The organism is Acetobacteraceae bacterium, from assembly GCA_039613835.1.
GTDB lineage: Bacteria > Pseudomonadota > Alphaproteobacteria > Acetobacterales > Acetobacteraceae > Sorlinia.
On sequence record CP154827.1, the window covers coordinates 854,422 to 875,359 of the forward strand.

Sequence of the window (20,938 nt, forward strand, 5' to 3'; positions counted from 1 at the left end):
CCAGTAGCCCTAACTGGCAAGAACCTCGTAAACATCCCCGTCATGAGGGACGCCCTCTATATGTATTCTATGCCATAGCGCATAAAACAGCAAAACCCATGCGGCCTTACGGGCCTTCCTGTCGCCCGTCTTCTGCACGATCGCATGGACGTCGACACCCGGCAGGGCGGCTTTGAGGGGCTCCTGCTGATGGAGGCGTGGCCCCAATCGCGCGGCCTCCGACGCCATCCACGCCCCGACGGGCACGGTGAAACCCTGTTTTGGCGCAAAAGCATTGGCCTGGCTGCATTGCTGGTCCAGCCATCTTCGCAACAGATATTTGCCCTGCCCGTGACGCGTCTTGAGGCGGTCCGGCAAACGCCAGGCCAGTCGCGCCAGCTCAACATCCAGTAATGGCGTCCTGCCTTCCATCCCATGCGCCATCAGGCAGCGATCGAGTTTGATCAGCAGATCATCCGGCAACCAGGTCGCGATATCGAGCCGCTGCGTGGCACGGAAGCGCGTATCACCCGGCGCAGCGGTAACGTCTGTCTTCCAGGACGTGTCCTTCCATTTCGGCACCACGGCGTTCATAATCCCGTTACAGCGCGGCGCCCGCCCGCCACGCCACCAGGGGCGGCAGGCGCGTCGATAGCGTCCATATCCGCCGAAAAGCTCATCCCCGCCTTCCCCGCTGAGGACCACCGTCAGGTCATGCCGCGCCGCGCGGGCGAGGAACCAGGTCGGGATGATGGCGTAATCCGCCACGGGGTCATCCATGCACGCCACGATTTTAGGCAGATCCTCCCAGAACATCCGCTCAGTAATCGTCACAACCTCGTGCGCCGCGCCGCAAGCGGTCGCCATGCGGCGCGCGGCCGCGGCTTCATCCACCGGGCCCGTATCAAAGCGCGCTGTCCAGGCGACGGGCCGGCGTGAATCAAGCCTTACCATCGCGGCGAGAATGGCGGCACTGTCGATGCCGCCGGAGAGGAAGAGCCCGCTGGGCACATCCGCGCGCTGATGCACGGCAACCGAGTCCAGCAATATTTTATCAAGCGCCTTGATCGCGGCTTCCTCCGTCATGCCGCGATCAATATCGCCCTCAATGGCGGGCCTGAATTGCCGGGACGTAATCGCGCCATTTTCGACCAACAAAGTCTCACCCGGCCGCGCCCTTTTGATCCCGGGAAAAATCGTTTCGGACCCGGCGACAAACTGCGTCTGCAAAAGTTCGGTGACAGCTTCCGGGCGGCATGACGCGGCTGCATACCCCTCGGCAATCAGGGCCTGCGACTCAGACGCGAAAGCGATGCCCTGCGGCGTCTCGACATAATAGAGGGGTCTGATCCCGAAAGGGTCGCGCGATAAAGCGGCGCGATCCACCTCATCCCCCTGATCCACAAAGGCAATGGCATACATGCCCCGCAGCGCATCAACATAATGCGCGCCAAGCCACGGCCACAGATAAAGGGGGGCTTCACAATCGCTCCCCGTCTGGAAGGCAATTTGTGACAGGTCCTTCCGTAATGAAGGATCATTATAGATCTCAGCATTCGCGACCAGCGCCAGGCGATCATGGATAAGAGGCTGCGCGCCGCCTTCAAGATCAATGATGGAAAGCCGCGTATGTCGCAGCCCGACCCCGCGCGCCTCAAATGCGCCGCGCCCGTCCGGGCCGCGATGCAGGATTGCGCGCTCCATCCGATCAAGGGCGTCGATGTCAATTTTCGTCCCCGGCCTGGCGAGGAAACCTGCAATACCGCACATTTAACGGGACCTCATTTGCTGAAAAAACCGGTTCCATTGCGCAAGGACGGTCGGCGCTGAGAATTCCCGCTCATAACGCCGTCGCCCCTTTTCAGCAAGCGCATGTGCTTTATCCGGATCATCTAATAAATAATTTATCTTTAACGAAAAGTCATGTAGGTTTTCACTTTCCGCCAATAATCCGTCCTCCGTCCCGCGCAGAATTTCCGCCGGGCCCTGTATGTTGCCTGCAATAACGGGCCGACCGGCGGACATGGCCTCAATCACAATATTGCCCAAAGGTTCAAGTCGGGAGGAGCAAATGAAAATATCGCACGCACGTAGGAAAGGACCCGTGTCGGAGAGCCAGCCCGGCAGATGCACGCGGGACGTCACACCGCATTGCCGCGCCACTTCCTGAAGCGCATCGCGAGCCGGGCCCTCACCGGCAATGACGAGATGGGCGCGCGGGACATTCTGCAGCGCGCGGATCAGGACATCGAAGCCCTTGTTGGGATGAAGGCGACCCATCGCGAGCAGAAAAGGCGCGTTGGCCGGGATGAAATTCGGCCGCTGCGGGGTGACATTGCTGAAATCCCTCGTGAAATTGGGCAGATAGAAGACCTTGTCTTGCGGCCAGCCTTTCTGCGTCATCCATGTCACAAGCCCGCGCGTATTGCCGATAAGCGCGTCGCAATGGCGGTAATTTTTGAGATCATAATAGCCGCCCAGCCGCCCGACCAGCACCCACGGGCCGCGCGGTGTCGCCCTTGCAGCGCGGTTCATCCAGGCGACCGCGATGTCTGGCCGATATGTCGTCAGGCCTTTTTTGAGGTGCTGCCGCGTCAGAAAGGTCAGATGACGGTGGAAGCGGAGTTGCGTGATAGCGACATGCCCCGCCTCAAGCCGTGCCGCGCGCGCGGCATCCGGGCGAATAAAGGCCCTGACCGGGTAACCCTGACGATGCTGGGCCACGGAAAGGCGCTCAAAAAACAACTCAGCGCCACCTCTCGCGGCGCCGGCCACAATGTGCGCGATACGCGGTAAGGGTGGCGATATCATAACAACGTTATTGACCGCGCCGAAGTAAATCGCAAGCGACGTCAAAGACTTTGTCAACGGAAATCCCGTCAATCGGTGCCTCTCCCTCCGGGCCTTCCGCCTGAATGTAGGTCGCGCAGGGGCCGGAGGGGGCATATTCGGAAGCACGTGAGGGGCCAAACAACCCGATTGTCGGCGTGCCCGCCGCCGCGGCCAGATGCATAAGGCCGGAGTCATTGCCGATAAAGGCGCTGCACCTTTGCAGCATAGCGATCACTTCAGGCAGGGCGCGTTCCCCGCCCACATCGACGTGATAGCAGGCAGGTTCAGCAAGAAACGGTGCGGCCCGGGCTTTTTCCTGTGATCCGGGGCCGTAAAAGACCGCGATCCGGTAACCATCGCGGATGAAACGTTCGCAGAGCGCTCTGAAAGACGATGCGGGCCAGATCTTGCCGCACCAATTGGCGGTTGGCGCAATCGCGATCCAGGTTGGACCTTTCGGCAGGAGCGTTCTGGCCTTCTGCCGATGTTTTTCCGTCGTATGAACTTCCGGCTGGGGAGTCGGGCAGCATTGCAGAAGGGTACCATGATGATGAAGCCGTAATCCGGCCTTGCGCCCCCCGCGGGAAATGGAACGCGCCCTGGCATTGAGAAGATAGCTCATGGCTGATCCGCGAAGGTCAACAATATGGTCCCATCGCGTCGGGAAGCAGTCACGCCATAATTTCAGCCAGTGGAGATCGAACCGTTTCTTTTCAAGTCGTATGACGCGGTCGACACCCGGCCAGCAATCAAACAGGCTGGCCGCGACAGGTCCACAGACAATGGTGACCTGCGCATCGCCATAGCGATTTTGAAACGCGCGTAACAATCCGGTGGAGATCACGACATCCCCAAGACGGTTACCCGTGATGAACAAAAGTTGTTTCAAAACAAATTCCTCAATCTCGGCGAGAAGCGCGAATCAGGAAACCGGATTTTCCGCTGGGAATGGGGTTGTGTCTGGCATTATATAAATCAAATAAAAACCAATTTTTAGACGCTTAGCCTCACCTTTTCCATAAAGGATTTTTCATACGGGCGATAAAAGCGCGATGGGCATCCTCCGTCGCTGCGTCCGGTGGCGGTATAAGTCGGGCCTGGCGGTGACGGTTCCGCTCATATTTCACCACCCTGCCGCCGCCTGTCGTCACCGTCAGCCCCAGCCCGCGCTGGCGACCACCCATGAGCTCGACATAAACTTCCGCGAGGAGGCGGCAATCCAGCAGGGCGTTATGGGTCGTGCGCTCGGAAAGATCGATATTATAGCGGCGGCATAAGGCGTCAAGATTATTCGGTAATCCGGGAAATCGCTTTTTGGCAATAATCAGCGTGTCGACCATACGCTGACGATCAAGCGGTGGTTTTTTGCACAATGCCAGTTCCGCATTGACGAAGCCGAAATCGAATGGCGCATTATGCGCGATGAGTTCATCCTCCCCGATGAAATCGAGAAATCCCTGCGCAATCTCCCCGAATTTGGGCTTGCCGACGAGGTCCTCCCGTGTGAAGCCATGCACGCGGCTTGATTCGGGCGGGACATCCCGCTCCGGGTCCACAAGCGTGTGATAGACCTCACCCGTTGGCAGATCATCGATCAGTTCAATAGCGGCGATCTCAATGACGCGATCCCCTGTTGCGGGGTCGAGCCCTGTTGTCTCCGTATCGAAAAGTACTGATCGCTTCATCCTATAATCCCAGTCTGAAAAGAGCTTTTTTAAGCATCCTGACGGCATCACTCTGCGATAAACCCGTGTGAATGACAATGTCCGCCACGCGTCGACGCGCTTCATCCGTGGCCTGCCGCGCCAATAAAGCGCGGGCCTCCGCCCCCGTCATTTTACCGCGACGGTGAATGCGCGCCACCCGCGCGGCGAGAGGAGCCTCCGCGACGATCACAATATCGCAATCCTTATGCGCGTTGGTCTCGATTAGGAGGGGAATATCAAGGACACAGACTCTTTGATGCGCAGCCCGCATGGAACGGAGGAATTTTTTGCGAGCTTCTTTCACGAGAGGGTGCATAATATGCTCAAGCTTTTTAAGCGCGTGATGATCCTGGGTAACATGCCGGCGCAGCCGCGCGCGATCCACGGCGCCATCAACGATGACATCGGGCCAAAGCTGTCCGATCATCCCCATAGCGATTCCGTTGCGACCCTGCATGCGGTGCACCACTTTATCCGCATCGAAAACCGGCCAGCCCTTGCGGTGCAGGCGCGCGGCGATCGTGGACTTACCTGCCCCCGTCGCACCCGTCAGGCCGATCACGATCACCCGAGCGCCCCGAGGAGGGCATGACGTGTTATCTCATCCGCCTGGGGGTCTTTCCCGAACCAGGCGCGGAACCCGACCCGCGCCTGCTCAATCAGCATCCCCAGCCCGTCAACCGTGCGCAAACCGCGCCGTCGCGCCTGGCGAAGGAGTGACGTCTCAAGCGGGACGTAGACAATATCGGCCACGCTTAGATCATCCCGCGCCTTCGATAAGGCATCTGCCCAGTCATATTCAGCTGCGCCCTGCATGCCCAAAGACGTCGTGTTGACCAGCAAATCAACCTCACCAAGGTGAGACGGCCAGCCATCCCAATTGACGTGGCGAAGACCGTGCAGATGCGCGCATAAGGCTTCGGCGCGCGTTGCGGAGCGATTGGCGATGATGACGTCGCACCCTTCCTTCATCAAAGCCGCGCAGATTGCGCGCGCTGCGCCGCCAGCGCCAAGGATGAGCGCGCGCCCTTTAAGCGCGACACCATGCGCGCGAAGGTTCTCACAGAACCCGGCCCCGTCCGTGCTGTCCTCGAAGATCTCGCCATGATCGCCAAAAACCAACGTATTGACGGAGCCGCATTGACGTGCGATCTCCGATTTCCGCGTTGCAATTTGAAAAGCTTCTTCTTTATGCGGAATGGTGACATTGACGCCCCGGAAACCGAGGTGCTGAAGCAAATCGATCCCGGCTTTGAAATTTTCCGGTGCGAGAGGAAGTTTCAGGTAATATCCGGAAATATCATAGCGCCGGAGCCAGCCATTATGCAGGGCGGGTGACAATGTGTGTTTTAGCGGCCAACCCACAACGCCCGCAAGCTGAGGAAGGGTGCCGCCGAAGGACTCCGTCAGACGGAAGCGTGCTGCAACGGGACGCACGCCGATCATCTGCGCCAATATATCGGCAATAACTGCGTCAGGATCGCTGCCCAATTTTCCTGTCCTGCCTCGTCTGCGATGAGATCCTGCCTGATCTCGATTTCAAGATAAGGCATGCCGCGTGTCTCCGCGTGATAAGGTATCGTATAATCTGAAGTCGCCGTCATCCGATAGGGTTCGTTTTTTCCGACCACCCATCCGCCTCTCTCGACAAGGAGATGATGCATAATCTCAGCGGAAACGGCATTCTTATGGAAAAGCACCCCGCACCCCAGGCCCGATTCTGCCCCTGCCAGGCCGGGATGAAGCTGTGCAGCGAGATCATGGCGCATTTTTGCGGATCAGTCGTCGCAAGTTGCTGCGTGATGCAATCATGATAGGGGCGGAAAATTTCCCGCTCACGCTGACACCGTTCATCATCGCTCAAATTTTAATTCCCGCTGATGACCGTTTGATCCGAGTGGGACAGGATAGAGGTGTCGTGACCCGGCACCCGGTTACAATCAATGACGAGGCGGGAATAAACCTGCTCTATGAGGGTTGCGCCCAAAGCCGCATGCACAGGCGCCGCGCGACCCCGGCAATGCCGATATCCCAGGCAATATGCCGCGTGCGATCCGCCTCCGGCACGCCGAGATCACCTAATCTCTCAGGGATGCGCTTCCCCGCATGGTCGCATACGAGAATGAAAGGCACGTCATATGTCGCGGGGTGGAGGATGAAGGGCGCGGGTGCGTCATCCATCAGAAGGGGAGTTAAAGTCATGAATTGCGTGATCGGCGTGAAAACATTACGTTGCTGCCGAACACTCCTCGCAAGTTTTGGAATTGAACGTGCCTGATTATAAATCCTGCCTTGCCAATCCACAATGGGGCGGCCGTTTTGCCGGTGGCCCTGCCGATATCATGCGCGATATCAATGCATCGATCGGCTTTGACCAGCGCCTCTGGCGGCAGGATATTCGCGGGTCTCTCGCCCATGCAAAGATGCTCGCGCATGTCGGCATCCTCTCACCCGAAGATGCCAAGGCCATTGAAGACGGGCTGAACATCATCGCCACTGACATCGCGGAAGGGCGCTTTGAATTTTCAGCGACCCTGGAAGATATTCACATGAATATCGAAGCGCGCCTATCAAAAAAAATTGGCGAGGCCGGGAAGCGTCTGCATACAGCGCGGTCACGCAATGACCAGGTTGCGACAGATTTCCGCTTATGGACGCGGGATGCGATTGACAGCCTGTCAGCGCAGGTCACATCCCTCATGCGCGCCCTCGCACAGCGTGCATGTGAGTATGCCGCCACCCCGATGCCTGGCTTCACCCATTTGCAGGCCGCCCAACCCATCACCTTCGGGCATCATTTGCTTGCTTATGTGGAGATGTTGGTGCGTGATAAGGGGCGGCTGCAAGATGCGCGCGCGCGCCTAAATGAATGCCCGCTGGGTTCCGCCGCGCTGGCAGGCACGTCCTTCCCCATTGACCGTGAGATGACAGCGCGGGAGCTGGGTTTTGACCGTCCGACACGCAACTCCCTCGATGCTGTCTCGGACCGTGATTTCGCCTTGGAGTATCTCTCGGCCCTCAACCTCCTCGCCATGCATTTATCGCGCCTGGCTGAGGAAATCGTTATCTGGTGTTCAGCCCCGTTTCAATTCGTGACCCTGTCCGATGCGTTCACAACGGGCTCGTCCATCATGTCGCAAAAGCGTAACCCGGATGCGGCGGAGTTGATCCGTGCCAAAATCGGCCGCATCAGCGGGGATTATCTCTCACTCCTGATGGTCATGAAAGGCCTGCCCCTTGCTTACGCAAAGGACTCGCAGGAGGATAAAGAGCCGGTTTTTGACGCGACGGAAGCCACGACCCTGTCCCTCGCCGCGATGGAAGGCATGATCCGCGACCTTAAGGCCGCGCCCGAAGTCATGCGCCATTACGCCGCTGCCGGGTTCTCAACCGCGACGGACCTGGCGGACTGGCTGGTGCGGGCATTGAAACTCCCCTTCCGCACCGCGCATCACATTACCGGGCAGCTTGTCAGCATCGCGGAGAGGAAGAAGGTCGATCTCGCTGAACTCTCCCTGGCCGAAATGCAGAAAGTCGCGCCGGAAATTCACGAGGGGGTTTACGGCGTGCTGACGGTTGAATCATCGCTTGCCTCACGTCGGAGCTTTGGCGGCACAGCCCCTGAAAATGTCGCGCGTGAGGCGCAGAGATGGTGCGATATTCTGGGAGAAGAATGATGAGACATGGTTTGATTATCTCGCTGATCATCACCCTCACGGCCATGACATTGACAGGTTGCGGCAAAAAAGGCGCCCCGCACAGTCCGGGTGGGCCGGGTGAGCAAATCTTCCCGCGCGATTACCCGGTTGAGTGAAGTACGGCCTCACCCATTGCAATAATGTCAGCTATATGAGCCCTGTCGCGCCGTATCTCCCTGATGGCGGGTGCATGGGTGCTTTTTGAGAGTTTGCGTCCCATCTCGTCAAAGGTGAGGGGGTGATGTGCATAAACGGGCTCCGGGAATGACAGCAACTGTTGCAGCACGCGATACACTGAAGTCGCGGAGCGCAGATCGGCCCCGCGCGTCACACAGGTAACATTCTGGTCCGCATCGTCACATGTGACGCAAAGATGATAGGACACGCCATTATCCCGCCGTGCGAGGATTACATCGCCATAAGAGGCCGCCGCGCCGGAAACATACCCTTCTCCGACTTTCTGCCATCCCGGCATGTGGCAGATCACATCCAACGCCCGCGCCATGTTGAGCCGCCAGAGGGGCGGGCGGTCAAGGTTGCAGCCGCGCATTCTGCAATGTCCGTTATAAAGGGGACTCCCATCCGAGTCCCGCCCGAACGCTTTCTGGGCGACCTCCTGCCGTGTACAGGTGCAGGGATAAATGAGGTGGCGTGACTTCAGGACGCACAAAGCAGCCTGGTAACGCGGCATGTTACGGGATTGGTAAAAAGGCGGCGCATCGGACGACAGGCCGAGCCAGGTGAGATCCTCAAATATTGAAGCAGCATATTCAGCCCGGCACTTGGAGGCGTCGATATCCTCGATGCGCACGAGATAACGGCCCGCCTGCCCGGCCTTCCGCCGGGCGAAAAGCGCGGAAGCCACATGCCCGATATGAAAGTAACCTGTCGGGCTGGGCGCAAAACGCGTTACAAAATGGTCTGAAATGCGCCCTCCTTGCCCTTTCGGGCGAAAACTGAAATAGTGTGAGGAGTGACGGTTAAGACGATGTCAAAAAGCCATGCAAAAATGGTGCGCGTCGCCCCCCGCCGGTCGCTGGGAGGATGTGCATGCTTACAGGCAGTTATCGACACTATCCCGCTTTGGTGTTGAACGCCGATTTCCGCCCACTCTCCTATTTTCCTCTGTCGCTCTGGTCATTGCAGGATGCCATACGTGCCGTCTTTCTGGATCGTGTCACAGTCCTGAGTGAATATGAAGGGGTTGAGGTGCACTCCACGAGCTGCACCCTAACCGTTCCGAGTGTGATCGCCCTCAAGGAATTTGTCGAGACAGCGCGTCAGCCGGCCTTTACAAGGTTTAATGTGTTTCTGCGCGATAATTTTCGCTGCCAATATTGCCATGCGCGCCTTCCGGCGCAGGAACTCACTTTTGACCATGTCATCCCGCGCTGCCGCGGTGGGCGTACAAGCTGGGAAAATGTCGTGACGGCCTGTAGCCCGTGTAACCTCGCAAAGGGGGGCAGAATGCCGGAAGACATCGCTATGACCCCCCTCTCCCGCCCGATGCGCCCCACGACGCGACGTTTGCAGGCGAATGGCCGACATTTTCCGCCCAATTACCTGCATGAAAGCTGGCGCGATTATCTATATTGGGATTCCGTGCTGGAGAGCTGAGTTTTTTCAGACGCTTTCGGCTGGGAAGAGCGCCTCATAGGTGGCGACGTCAAACCCAACCGTCATTCCGCCCTGACCGGACTCGAGCACGGGGCGTTTGATGAGGGATGGGTATTTCAGCATCAGCGCCCTGGCCCTCGCGGCGTCTAGCTGCGCCTTCTCCCCTTCCGCCAACCCCCGAAACGTCGTCCCCCGACGATTTAACAGCACCTCCCACCCGAGTTTTGCCGCCCAAACCGTAAGTTGGGAGTCGATGGGGGTGTCTTTTTGAAGTCGATGAACCGATAGTCGACACCTTGCGCCTCCAGCCAGGCCCGCGCCTTTTTGACGCTGCCGCAGTTGGGAATGCCGTAGAGGGCGGGGGTGGAGTTGGGGGCATGGGGGACCTCATTTGTTGCCTGGAACGGACAAAGAGCAAACCTTAATCTTATCAGCTCGACCTTGCACCCTGGGTATTTCGTTAACTATTATTATGACGGTAGGGAATGAGGGAGGGAACGACGTTGAGTTTTAAAGAGTTGAAAGGACAAAGTGCTCACCTCATTAACCTCAACAAAATAATATCATAGTGGGCCGTAATGGCTCGGGTAAAGTCGCTTCCTTCGTGGACTTGAGACGTTCTCCAACGAAGGGGTGAGCCCTTGGAACGTCAGGTATATCAGCCCGGAACGAGCAGGATCCTTCAAACCTGAAGGGAGCGTCATCTCCAACATGAGATTCAATCCTAGATGACTTGAGGGGAATCGGAGACAAAATCAAGTAGATCAGTTTAAAGCTGCTTCAGTGGTTTTGCTTCAGCAACTTGAAAATTTGTACAATAGGCGAATTCTTCGTACTCCCGAACTTCGATCAGATCCGAGACGAAGCTTCGAGACGGATCGTTTGCATAAGATAAACGAATTTCTTTCGAATATTGTTCTAAAAATGGGTAATAAAGATTTCGAATTTTATTCTCTCAATAACGAAAAGGTCATCGAACCTCGAAACATTAGCAGTGGGGAATCAGAAGTGGTCACTCTTGCGACCGAAATTTTTTACTTTTTCGACACTTTGGACGAATCCAAATTCAACGTATTGCTCCTCGATGATCCAGATGTTCATCTCCATCCTGATCTTCAAACTCGAATTGAAAAATTGATCCTCGCCATGCTCGAAGAGTTTCAGAGTATGCGAAATAGAATTGCAATCTGCATCGCCACTCATAGTAGTTCATTGGTTTGCTCTTTTGCTAGCTCACTCGACGTGTCGGTTGGCATAAAAACCTCGGAGAGGATACTGTGGAGTCGAGTTTGGTCAACGACAAATTGAGAAGAGTTGGGCCGTTCCTCGGCCACCCTCTCTCATTGTGTTTGAGTGACGTTGCACCGCTTTTGGTTGAGGGAGACGATGATGAACGCGTTTGGCAGCAGGCTGCAAGAGCGTCGCTAGGTAAAATCAAAGTTTTTCCTATCGTGGCTGATGGCACACAGCGGTTAAGAGGCTTGGAGGATGAGTTCATCAAGCTTCTCAAAGCATTGTACGATGATTCTGTCGCCTTCTCGATACGTGATGGAGATGGGGTGATCGATAAGCCACTTGAGCCGAGGCCGCCTCTAAAAAGATTTTTCTTGCAATGCTACGCGATCGAAAACTTACTCGTGACTGAACCGTGTCTCTTAATCATGGAAACAGATTGGGACAATTTTTCCGGTTCCGCATCAAAATGGATAGGAGGAAACCCCGAGCGTAAAAGCATCCATTTACTGAAAAAATTGATCGAGTCAGAGGATCGACTTCGACACAATAAGATCAAGGATTTACATCAAATCATTTGCGAGATTGCCGGTTGCAAAAAACCTTGGGAAGTAGTGGTTGGCAAGGCGATAGCGCAGTTACAGAACGAGGATGTCGACACTTCAAACATGTTGGTCGACTTTCTCGGAAAAGGTTTGGTGAACAGCGTCATCTTTAGGGACGCGAGGCAACAGGAAAGTCTCTCGACGCCGGAGGGCGATGCGGAGCAACCGCTCGTTTCGGTAAACCAGTAATCCGGGATGCAGCTTGAGGGTGTGAGAAAGAGCTTGACCGTCTCACGGTCATAGCGGCATCGAGGGCAATCAAGTAAATCCCCCCTTATTCCCACTCAATTGTCCCCGGCGGCTTCGATGTGATATCGTAAGTCACCCGGTTAATCCCCCGCACTTCATTGACAATGCGCCCCGCGACGCGGTTGAGGAAGGCGAAGTCGAAGGGGTAGACTTCGGCGGTCATGCCGTCGCTGCTGGTGACGGCGCGGAGGGCGCAGGCTTGGTCGTAGGTGCGGCCATCGCCCATGACGCCGACCGTGCGCACGGGCAGAAGCACCGCGAAAGCCTGCCAAATCGCATCGTACAGCCCGGCATTGCGGATTTCCTCAAGGTAAATCGTATCGACCTTCCGCAGCAGGTCCAGCTTCTCACGCGTGATATCGCCCGGTACGCGGATGGCGAGGCCCGGCCCGGGGAAGGGATGGCGGTTGATCACGATGTCCGGCAGGCCCAATTCCCGCCCTAATCCGCGCACTTCATCCTTGAACAACTCGCGCAGGGGCTCGACGAGGCTCATTTTCATGCGTTCGGGCAGGCCGCCCACATTATGGTGGGATTTGATCGTGACGGAAGGTCCGCCGGTAAAGCTAACAGATTCAATCACATCCGGGTAAAGCGTCCCCTGCGCGAGGAACTGCGCGCCCCCAAGTTTCGCGGCCTCTTCCTCAAAAACTTCAACAAACAGGCGCCCGATGGTTTTGCGTTTCGTCTCCGGGTCCGTCACCCCTGCCAACGCGTTGAGGAATAATTCCGACACATCACGATGCACGAGCTGTATGTTGAACCGCCCGCGGAAAGTCCTGACGACTTCTTCCGCCTCACCGGCGCGCAGCAAACCGGGGTCAACGAAGATGCATGTCAATTGGTCACCCACCGCCTCATGGATCAGCTTGGCCGCAACCGACGAATCAACCCCACCGGAAAGGCCGCAAATAACGCGCCCTTCCCCCACCTGCTGGCGAATACGCGCGATTTCCAGGTCGCGGAAACCGGCCATCGTCCAGGTGCCTTTGCACCCCGCCACACCATGCGTGAAGTTGCGCAGCAAGGCCGCGCCATGGGGGGTGTGCACGACTTCGGGGTGGAACTGCACCCCGTAAATCCGGCGGCTCTCGTCGGCGATAATGGCGAATGGCGCCCCTTCAGAAACCGCAACCGCCGTAAAGCCGGACGGGATCTTCGTGACGCGGTCACCATGGTTCATCCAAACTTGCTCCCGATGGCCACGCGCCCAGGCCCCGCGGAAAAGCGCGCAATCATCGACGATTTCGATAAAAGCGCAGCCAAACTCGCGATGCTCATGCGATTCGACAGCTCCGCCGAGCTGCGCGCACAGCGCCTGCTGGCCGTAGCAAATGCCCAAAATCGGCACATTGAGCGCAAAAATCTCTTCCGGGATGCGCGGCGCATCGGGGTCATGCACACTTGCCGGCCCGCCAGAGAGGATGATCCCGCGCGGTGCAAAATCGGAAAGCCGGGTGATGTCGGTTGTGAAAGGCCAGATCTCACAATAAATCCCGCTCTCCCGCACGCGGCGGGCGATGAGCTGTGTCACCTGACTGCCGAAATCCAGGATCAGGATGCGGTCTTCATGGAGTCGGACGTCGAGATCGTGCATCGCACGGGGTTCAGGCAGGCTCATTCTTCACTTTCGCGTCTTGGCAAGGGCGGTCGAGAAGGTCAGTATACAGCTTTCTTATAAACCCGTCACCCAAATCACGCCACTTCACGCAGGGATATTGAGATCTGCAGCGCGTTTCCTGATAGGCTGGCGGGAGGTTCGATATTTTGATCAGGATGACACATGTCCCACGCCATCAAGTGCCGCCTCGCCTTCGCCAGCTTCATCGCCCTGACGGCCTGTTCCGGTGGGCAGGGGCCCTCACCTTCCAAAGACCCACGCGGCAGATGGTCCGGCGCGCTCGTGACCGAACAGGGACAGTGCCCCGACGGCGATAACTCGCTGCTGCAGATTGAGGATGAAACGATCCTGTTTGCGCCTGCGGGTGGGTCCGTTCTGCTGCGGGGTGTGCGTGGCAAGTCCAAAGACGTGCTTACCGCCAGCTTCACCCATCCGGATACAAACCATAAGCCGTATCGCATGGTGTTTCGTGGGCACCCGGTGGGGAACGCCATCGGCGGCATCTACGCCACCCCGACCTGCCGCGCCCACATCGTCATGACACGCACCCACGCCTAAAAATCGCACCGGAAAGCCCTGCCCTGACCAGCATCTGCCGCAAAAAACGCGCGTCAGGGCAGAAAAAGCTTTTTCCCACTTGCCGTTTGCCAGATATTCCTCTAAAATCCCGCCTCGACGCACCCGTAGCTCAATTGGATAGAGCACCAGACTACGAATCTGGGGGTTAGAGGTTCGAGTCCTTTCGGGTGCGCCAGACTACCACAACCCCACCCTCGCACCACCACCTTCCCCGTCCGACAGCGTCGTCATCCCCCCCGATCGCCCACTCCCCGTCCCGCCGGATCATGATCGGGGCGCCGCTCACGCCGTGGGTTGTGGTGCAATTATGGCGAATTAACCGGCCGGACACGGCCGTGACGTGGCAATTCTGGTCGCCGCGTGCGATTTCGGAGAAGTCCTGTTCATAAACCCACAATCACCGCATTATCCCCCGCACGCGGCGTCAGAACGGGTAGGATGTCGGCACTCGTAACCATCGGGCGTTCAAGAACTATCGTCGCCCGATCGGCCTGGGCGGTGGCGATGGCGCGGGTCGGGTCGAAGCCGGGTGCGATAATAATGTGGATGGCGCGCTTCCGCAGCGAAATGACCGCGATGGTAAGCTCGCAGAAAATGCACGGAATGCGGCCGGATGTAATGCCCGCTTTCCTCCAGCCATAAGCAGTGTGCTGCAGTCATCACCACATTGGGCGCAATGAAGAAGCCCGTGCAGCGCGTCCCGAGTTCAGTTTGTAAGCGTCCCAGTATAAGCCAGGGCGGCTGCGTGACATCCACGCGATGTCGCTTATCAAAATGGGCCGGGCGCAACCCGTCCGTTTCGGCCACGGCGCGCCCGGCCGAGACGAACACCATCAGCCCACCCAGCAACGATGCCACCACGTCATGCCATCGGGTTCGGCGCCTCATCCTCATTCGCGTTTTCCCAAAATCCGTCAAAGCTGGTATATGCGTAAGGCACAGCAACACCGCGTTAACTCTTCACAGCCTCCCGCAAGAATGTCAAAATCACCGCGCCTGAGGATGGGGCAAAAGCACTCGATGTTAAATTTACCACCGTCCCTTTCGGAGATACTCCAATCACGCCCGTGGCTCCGTTATGATTCTCACGCGGCACTTATGTTTGACGGCGTCCGCCTGCATGATATTGTCGTGCAATATGACACACCATGCTGGGTCTACAGCGCTTCCACACTGCGGGCGCGGGCGCGGGCGCTCAAGGCGGCTTTCAGCGATAGAGGTCAGCCCATCTCCATGCATTATGCCGTCAAGGCAAATGACCACCACGCAACTCTCGCCATCCTTCAGCGTAAGGGGTTTGGTGCCGATGTCGTCAGTGGGGGCGAATTACGCAAAGCCATCGCGGCTGGCATCGCCCCAGGTGACATTGTGTTTTCCGGCGTGGGCAAAACCGATGCGGAGCTCACGCTCGCCATTGAAATGGAAATTGGCGTCATCAATGTGGAAAGCCGTGAGGAGCTCGGTCGCCTCACCTCACTGGCATCGCGCCTTGGCAAACGCCCGAAAGTCGCTTTGCGCGTCAACCCGCATATTGATGCCGGGACACATGATAAAATCAGCACCGGGCGGGAGGGGGATAAGTTCGGGATTGACTGGCGCGAAGCCCTTGCTCTGAGCCGCATGGCCGCCAAGGACCCGCACCTCGATTTTATCGGTCTCGCGGCGCATATTGGCAGCCAGATTACCGCCATCGCCCCTTTTGAAGCCGCATGTCAGAGACTGGCAGGGATGATCTCTGACCTTCGGACGGATGGCATAGCGGTGAAACATGTCGATTGTGGCGGTGGGCTGGGCATACGCTACCATCAGGAGGTCCCGCCCGATATCACCGATTATGCCCGGGTGATTGCAAGCCACCTCGGCACGTTAAATGTGGCGATCTCGATTGAGCCCGGGCGATGGCTCAGCGGCCCGACAGGCATTCTTCTCACCCGCGTGATCGACGTTAAAGCCCAACCCGCCCCGAGGAGCGACTTCGTGTTTATCGACGCCGCAATGAACGACCTCGCCCGCCCGGCTTTATACGCAGCATGGCACGATGTCCTTCCCCTCCATGCGGGCGCCACCCAAAAGCCGGAAAAAGCTCAGACCCTGGCGGGGCCCGTTTGTGAGACAGGCGACATTCTCGCGACGGATCGCATTTTGCCACCTCTATCCCGCGGCGACCTGCTGGCGATTTTAGACACAGGCGCCTATGGGGCCGTTATGAGCTCAACCTATAATGCCCGCCCTCTCGCCGCGCAGATCATGATTGAGGACGGGAAAATGGCTGAGATTCGCCAACGCCAGACCCTCGAAACTCTCTGGGAGGCGGAGCGTCTGCCTGATTGGTTCAAGGCTGAATGACAGGTCAGCGCCCTGTTCGCCCCGCGCAGCAGCGTGCGTCACACACGCTCACGCGCATTGCGCGTGCGCGGCGCCTGCAGAGAGGGGTTATCCTCGGCGAGCGGATTGCCGGGAAGTTGGTTTGGCCGGCCATTATTTTCCTATTTTACGTGGCCATCAGCCTCTTCCGCGTGCCGCAATCTCTCCCGGACCTGCTTCATTCCGGCGTGGCTCTCGCGCTTGTGGCGCTTCTTGCCGGGCTGTTGCTACATGGACTTAATCGCGTGCGGTGTCCAACAGGGACGTATATCGACCGCCGGCTGGAGCGGGACAGCGCCCTTGATGAGCGTCCTCTGGCCACGATGGAGGATCGTCCGGTTGACCCGACGACCCGGGAAATCTGGAAAATCCACGTCGCGCGCAGCCTGGCGCGCATCGCAATCCTGCGTCCCTCAATCCGCCTTCCACAAATATCGCGCACGGAACTTTGCCTGTTTCTGATCGGCATTCTGGCTTTCGGGGTTGGGCTTTATCGTGCCGGGCCTCACGCTGTCTCACGCCTTGAAGCCGGATTTGTCCCAGGGATGGATGATGCTGACACGCCCCTCCCTGAACTCCATGCCTGGGTCACGCCGCCCGCTTACGCGCCGGGCCCGCCTTATTTATTATGAAGGAGGCGCCGCCTCCGTAACCGTGCCATCAGGCGCATCTCTGGAGGTTCAGGTATCGGGGCGCGCACTATCCCATGGCTTGTCGGTGCCGTTGATTCCGAGATTACAACCGAGCGCCTCGGCCCTCAATCCTGGCGTCTGACGGAGAAGCTCCTACGAAATGGTGATGTCACGCTGCGCACGCGTGGGCGCGCCATTGCGAGATGGCGCGTGAATCTCCTGCCTGACCCCCGCCCACCATCAAATGGGAGGGCAAACCGAAGGTTGAGGCCGACATCACATCGCTCACGATTCGGTATAAAACATCCCAGCCTTTCGGCGTCGCATCGGTCAGCCTTTCCATCACGCCGGATAACGGGTTGGCGAACGGGAAATCCGTAATCTTCACGGACACGGCCCCCGCAGGAAAACACGCTTTTACGGGGACCATCCGGGAGGATATCGGCCGCCTCGCTTATGCTGGTGAGCATGTCACCTTGCGCCTGAAAGCGACGAGCGTCAGCGGAAATGTCGCGGAGAGTGAAGCACGTCAGATCATCCTGCCCGCCTATAAATTCCACGACCCCATCAGTCGCGCCCTGATCGCCCCGCGCTATCGGGTTCTGCGTGGTGAGGAGGCGCTCCCGATAGCGCAGGAGGAACTGGCTTCCCTCACCTCGCTGACACAGCAGCGTGAGAAAGGGGTGACGCTCCTGGTTTTGAATTTGATGCGCGATGACGGGGCGGATGTCGGTCTGTTCGGTAACGGACTCTGGTCGATGGCCGATGTATCTTGATGACCTCTCCCGCCAAGGCCGCGCCATCGCTGAAGCAAATCTGGCGCTTCGCGGGGCAAAGAATGGCTTGATCCGCGCGCTTGAAGACGATGCGTCCCCTCCTTCTCAAAATGCAGGCATCGCGCGACAGAACCGGATTGACGACGTCAAAAAAGCAATTGCCCGTCGGATGCAGATCCTGATGTTCCATGCGATGGAACAAAGCGGCATGGTTCCCGATATGGGAAGTGTCGTTCCGGGCCGAAATGATGCCGTCACCCGGCTTCTTGAACGACTTCAGGACCACGCTTCCGAGGGAGATCGGCGCGCTGCCGTCAAAAATCTTCGTGACCTTGAGGATATGACCCGCCGCATCCGCGATGCGACGCCGGAGGAGCTGGCCGCGGCAGCGAAGTAGGAGGCGGCCCAGCAGAAAGCCCGATTGCATATTCGCGTCGTGCAGGATCTCATAAAGCGTGAAACCGGACTATTGGATGCGACGCAATCTCGCGGGGAGGCATTTCGCCATCTCAGAGATATGCAGAAAGAGACGGGATTACGGTTTGACAGCTCGGTTGATCTGCGTAGTTTTGCTCTCGGCGCTTCGGATGTGTCGATCGCCCCACCCTCTCATGACAATTTATCATTTTCGGATGAAGAAGAGGCGGAAAGGCAGGATCAGCGCCGCACCCAATTTGTCATGCAGGGCGCGATGCGCGACGCCCTCCGTACCCTCATTGCCGAAGTCTCTGACGACGGGCAGCACGTCCCGGAAAATATGAAAAAAGCTGAGCACCATATGGGCAATGTCCACCGCAATCTCGCGCAACGGGATGATATTGGCGCGTCACAGTCGCTGAGAAACGTCCTCGCCGATCTCACCCAATTGGGGCATGACATGCGCGCGGCGCAGAAAGATAAGCAGCATGGCGAGGGGCCGATTATCCTTCTGCCAACCATGCAGTCTGGTAGCAATGAGTCGGGATCGCAGAAGGATGGTGACGGGCGTGGTGATCGGTCGGATGAGGAGACAGATGGAGGTTCCGCAACCCATCGCGCCTCGGAAAAGCGGGACCCGCTGGGCCGCGAAGTCAATGATGGGGAGGGCGCATCCGAGTCCAGGCAGGGACATGCGCTTCAGCAAAGCGACACGCATCGGCTGGAGGTGGAACGGGAACTCCGGCGCCGCGCCGCTGACCGTGCGCACCCGACGCGTGAGCGCCATTATCTGGAAGATCTCCTGAAAGCATGATGCGGGGGCGACTGAAAAGCCGCTGAATGCGGGGCCATTTTCCATCCATCGATCGCTTCACAGGGAAGCGCATGCGATTTTCGGAGAGGGAGACAGGGTGGATCGCGCCATGTCTCGGATCCTTTTCCAGCGCACGATATCGTTACTTAACCGTTCTAATCGACTCATCTCCGATGACCATCGACGCGGCAGTCGCAGCCATTGTCAGGAAAGACGCGTAGATCTCCCTGATTTTCCGTCATTCCCGGCAGAGGCGCGGTTTAACGCGGCATGTGCTGACCGAACGGTGAAGGCGGCCCGAAAGCGCGAATGTCTTAGCTGATACAAATCACGATGTCGCACATAAGCGCTTTTCAAATTTTAAACTGCGTTTTCACATTCCTCTATTGAAGAAAGTTGTTTTCAGGTTCGACATTACAATGAAACCGCCTGTCGTTTTACGACTCATAAAACCAACATCGTCATGTCAGGAAATAATGTCCCATGCAGAATACCGCCATTCACGGAGCCAACCGGGATGCATTATGGCTTCCTTTCACGGCGCATCGACAATTTCGCCAGGCGCCGCGCGTGTTTATATTCGCGAAGGGCATGTGTATTATAAGGATGCGCAGGGTCAGGATGTCCTGGATGGCTGTGCCGGCCTCTGGTGCGTCAATGCAGGGCATACGCGCACCCCGATTGTTGAGGCGATCCAGCGTGAGGCGGTGAAACTCGATTTTGCCCCGACTTTTCAGATGGCCCACCCCCTCGCTTTTGAAGCGGCGGGACGCATATCCGCCCTGACCCCGCCGGGACTCGATCACATATTTTTCTGTAATTCCGGCTCGGAAGTCGCTGATACCGCGCTTAAAATCGCCATCGCCTATCATCGCGCGAATGGGCAGGCGAAACGGTCCAAAATTGTCGGGCGGGAACGCGGATATCATGGTGTCGGACTGGGCGGCCTCTCTGTCGGCGGTATATCGTCCAATCGCAAGCAATTCAGCCCTCTCCTCGCGGATGCCGCGCATCTCCCCCACACATATGACCCGGCACGAAACGCCTTCAGCCGTGGCTTACCGAAGCACGGTATTGAATATGCCGACGCGTTGGAGAAATTATTCGTCACCCATGACCACTCGACAATTGCCGCCGTCATGGTGGAGCCGACGTCAGGTTCAGCCGGTGCGCTTTTGCCGCCCGTCGGTTATCTGAAGCGCTTGCGTGAGATCTGCGACAAACACGGCATCTTGCTGATTTTTGATGAAGTCATCACCGGTTTCGGCCGATTGGGCGCCAGTTTCGCGGCAGAGAAATATTAGGTGCGACCAGACATCATGACGATGGCGAAGAGCATCACTAATGGGGCAATCCCGATGGGCGCGGTGGCCGTCAAAGACACGATTTTCACGGGCTTTATGCAGGGGCCGGAAAACGCCATTGAGCTCCCTCACGGTTATACCTACTCCGCGCACCCTGTAACCTGTGCGACGGCCATCGCAACGCTGAATGTTTATCGCGATGAACGTTTATTTAAGCGCGCTGCCCCCTCGCACCTTATTTCGAGGATGCGGCGCATAGTCTCAAAGACGCACCGCATGTCGTTGATATCCGCAATGAGGGGCTCGTCGCCGGGATCGAAATTGCACCGGGTGACGGGGAGGTGTCTCGTATTTACAAAGTGTTCGATACAGCGTTCCGGCAAGGGGTTCTGCTGCGTTGTAGCGGGAATACGCTCAGCATCGCGCCACCCTTGATTATCGAGAAAAACGGGATTGACCGGATTTTTGAGACGATCCGCCGTATCCTGAATACGACTTCGTGAGACATCAAA

At 57.6% G+C, this 20,938-nt stretch carries 22 protein-coding genes, 1 tRNA gene and 3 pseudogenes; 12 read left to right on the forward strand and 14 right to left on the reverse strand.

Annotated features, from left to right (window positions below):
* Positions 1 to 9: 9 nt before the first annotated feature.
* From asnB to AAYR33_04895, 9 genes and pseudogenes are all read right to left on the reverse strand, one after another.
* Positions 10 to 1,749 (reverse strand): asparagine synthase (glutamine-hydrolyzing), encoded by a 1,740-nt coding sequence (asnB, locus tag AAYR33_04855; protein XAO72220.1) that lies wholly within the window; start codon positions 1,747 to 1,749, stop codon positions 10 to 12.
* A complete protein-coding gene (locus tag AAYR33_04860) occupies positions 1,750 to 2,790 on the reverse strand; it encodes a glycosyltransferase (GenBank protein XAO72390.1) in 1,041 nt (346 codons plus the stop codon).
* 7 nt (positions 2,791 to 2,797) lie between these two features.
* Complete coding sequence (locus AAYR33_04865; protein XAO72221.1) at positions 2,798 to 3,700, reverse strand: glycosyltransferase family 9 protein; 903 nt, start codon at positions 3,698 to 3,700, stop codon at positions 2,798 to 2,800.
* Positions 3,701 to 3,818: 118 nt separating this feature from the next.
* Positions 3,819 to 4,496 carry a DNA polymerase III subunit epsilon gene (gene dnaQ, locus AAYR33_04870; protein ID XAO72222.1) on the reverse strand — a complete coding sequence of 226 codons (678 nt, stop codon included), beginning with the start codon at positions 4,494 to 4,496 and terminating at the stop codon, positions 3,819 to 3,821.
* 1 nt (position 4,497) lies between these two features.
* Complete coding sequence (gene coaE, locus AAYR33_04875; protein ID XAO72223.1) at positions 4,498 to 5,079, reverse strand: dephospho-CoA kinase; 582 nt, start codon at positions 5,077 to 5,079, stop codon at positions 4,498 to 4,500.
* A gap of 2 nt (positions 5,080 to 5,081) precedes the next feature.
* Positions 5,082 to 5,963 carry a shikimate dehydrogenase gene (locus AAYR33_04880; GenBank protein ID XAO72391.1) on the reverse strand — a complete coding sequence of 294 codons (882 nt, stop codon included), beginning with the start codon at positions 5,961 to 5,963 and terminating at the stop codon, positions 5,082 to 5,084.
* Positions 5,960 to 6,181 carry a hypothetical protein gene (locus tag AAYR33_04885; GenBank protein ID XAO72224.1) on the reverse strand — a complete coding sequence of 74 codons (222 nt, stop codon included), beginning with the start codon at positions 6,179 to 6,181 and terminating at the stop codon, positions 5,960 to 5,962. The genes AAYR33_04880 and AAYR33_04885 overlap by 4 nt, the downstream gene beginning before the upstream one ends.
* Positions 6,118 to 6,516, reverse strand: a pseudogene (locus tag AAYR33_04890) (N-formylglutamate amidohydrolase). The gene AAYR33_04885 and the pseudogene AAYR33_04890 overlap by 64 nt, the downstream one beginning before the upstream one ends.
* Positions 6,486 to 6,719: an N-formylglutamate amidohydrolase gene (locus tag AAYR33_04895; GenBank protein XAO72225.1), complete on the reverse strand. Its 234-nt coding sequence runs from the start codon at positions 6,717 to 6,719 to the stop codon at positions 6,486 to 6,488. Before AAYR33_04895 ends, AAYR33_04890 begins: the two are co-directional and overlap by 31 nt.
* A 68-nt stretch (positions 6,720 to 6,787) precedes the next feature.
* Here AAYR33_04895 and argH point away from each other — a divergent pair, with 68 nt between their 5' ends.
* The gene (gene argH / locus AAYR33_04900; GenBank protein ID XAO72226.1) at positions 6,788 to 8,194 is read left to right on the forward strand and encodes an argininosuccinate lyase; all 1,407 of its coding nucleotides are present in this window, start codon (positions 6,788 to 6,790) and stop codon (positions 8,192 to 8,194) included.
* On the forward strand, positions 8,194 to 8,331 hold the full coding sequence (locus tag AAYR33_04905) for a hypothetical protein (GenBank protein XAO72227.1): 138 nt from the start codon (positions 8,194 to 8,196) through the stop codon (positions 8,329 to 8,331). The genes argH and AAYR33_04905 overlap by 1 nt, the downstream gene beginning before the upstream one ends.
* Here AAYR33_04905 and gluQRS read toward each other — a convergent pair.
* Positions 8,316 to 9,143, reverse strand: a complete 828-nt coding sequence (gene gluQRS, locus AAYR33_04910; protein XAO72392.1) for a tRNA glutamyl-Q(34) synthetase GluQRS — start codon at positions 9,141 to 9,143, stop codon at positions 8,316 to 8,318. The genes AAYR33_04905 and gluQRS overlap by 16 nt on opposite strands.
* 122 nt (positions 9,144 to 9,265) lie before the next feature.
* On the opposite strand from gluQRS, the gene AAYR33_04915 reads away from it, so the two are divergent.
* Positions 9,266 to 9,832 (forward strand): HNH endonuclease, encoded by a 567-nt coding sequence (locus AAYR33_04915; protein XAO72228.1) that lies wholly within the window; start codon positions 9,266 to 9,268, stop codon positions 9,830 to 9,832.
* A gap of 6 nt (positions 9,833 to 9,838) precedes the next feature.
* Here AAYR33_04915 and AAYR33_04920 read toward each other — a convergent pair whose 3' ends face one another.
* Entirely contained in the window at positions 9,839 to 10,042 is a 204-nt protein-coding gene (locus AAYR33_04920; GenBank protein XAO72229.1) for an ArsC/Spx/MgsR family protein, read from the reverse strand.
* Between the two features lie 1,067 nt (positions 10,043 to 11,109).
* On the opposite strand from AAYR33_04920, the gene AAYR33_04925 reads away from it, so the two are divergent.
* Entirely contained in the window at positions 11,110 to 11,859 is a 750-nt protein-coding gene (locus AAYR33_04925) for a hypothetical protein (protein XAO72230.1), read from the forward strand.
* Positions 11,860 to 11,944: 85 nt separating this feature from the next.
* On the opposite strand, the gene guaA is transcribed toward AAYR33_04925, so the two are convergent.
* Positions 11,945 to 13,540: a glutamine-hydrolyzing GMP synthase gene (gene guaA, locus AAYR33_04930; GenBank protein XAO72231.1), complete on the reverse strand. Its 1,596-nt coding sequence runs from the start codon at positions 13,538 to 13,540 to the stop codon at positions 11,945 to 11,947.
* A gap of 162 nt (positions 13,541 to 13,702) precedes the next feature.
* Between guaA and AAYR33_04935 the strand changes: the two genes are divergently transcribed.
* Together AAYR33_04935 and AAYR33_04940 are read left to right on the forward strand one after the other, a co-directional pair.
* Positions 13,703 to 14,098, forward strand: a complete 396-nt coding sequence (locus AAYR33_04935) for a hypothetical protein (GenBank protein ID XAO72232.1) — start codon at positions 13,703 to 13,705, stop codon at positions 14,096 to 14,098.
* 119 nt (positions 14,099 to 14,217) lie between these two features.
* Positions 14,218 to 14,294: transfer RNA gene (locus tag AAYR33_04940), tRNA-Arg, on the forward strand.
* Here the strand turns inward: AAYR33_04940 and AAYR33_04945 are convergent.
* Both AAYR33_04945 and AAYR33_04950 read right to left on the reverse strand, forming a co-directional pair.
* Entirely contained in the window at positions 14,265 to 14,516 is a 252-nt protein-coding gene (locus AAYR33_04945; GenBank protein ID XAO72233.1) for a hypothetical protein, read from the reverse strand. The genes AAYR33_04940 and AAYR33_04945 overlap by 30 nt on opposite strands.
* Before the next feature lie 68 nt (positions 14,517 to 14,584).
* A complete protein-coding gene (locus AAYR33_04950; GenBank protein XAO72234.1) occupies positions 14,585 to 14,980 on the reverse strand; it encodes a trypsin-like serine protease in 396 nt (131 codons plus the stop codon).
* 141 nt (positions 14,981 to 15,121) lie between these two features.
* Here AAYR33_04950 and lysA point away from each other — a divergent pair, with 141 nt between their 5' ends.
* The 6 genes and pseudogenes from lysA to AAYR33_04980 all read left to right on the forward strand — a co-directional run bounded on the left by lysA (position 15,122) and on the right by AAYR33_04980 (position 20,929).
* Entirely contained in the window at positions 15,122 to 16,465 is a 1,344-nt protein-coding gene (gene lysA / locus AAYR33_04955) for a diaminopimelate decarboxylase (protein XAO72235.1), read from the forward strand.
* Positions 16,462 to 17,115, forward strand: a complete 654-nt coding sequence (locus tag AAYR33_04960; GenBank protein ID XAO72236.1) for a DUF4175 family protein — start codon at positions 16,462 to 16,464, stop codon at positions 17,113 to 17,115. Before lysA ends, AAYR33_04960 begins: the two co-directional genes overlap by 4 nt.
* Positions 17,116 to 17,354: 239 nt before the next feature.
* The gene (locus AAYR33_04965) at positions 17,355 to 17,891 is read left to right on the forward strand and encodes a DUF4175 family protein (protein ID XAO72393.1); all 537 of its coding nucleotides are present in this window, start codon (positions 17,355 to 17,357) and stop codon (positions 17,889 to 17,891) included.
* Positions 17,881 to 19,122, forward strand: a pseudogene (locus AAYR33_04970) (DUF4175 family protein). Before AAYR33_04965 ends, AAYR33_04970 begins: the two are co-directional and overlap by 11 nt.
* A gap of 524 nt (positions 19,123 to 19,646) precedes the next feature.
* Positions 19,647 to 20,606, forward strand: a pseudogene (locus tag AAYR33_04975) (aminotransferase class III-fold pyridoxal phosphate-dependent enzyme).
* Positions 20,607 to 20,713: 107 nt separating this feature from the next.
* Complete coding sequence (locus AAYR33_04980; protein ID XAO72394.1) at positions 20,714 to 20,929, forward strand: hypothetical protein; 216 nt, start codon at positions 20,714 to 20,716, stop codon at positions 20,927 to 20,929.
* Positions 20,930 to 20,938: the final 9 nt, after the last annotated feature.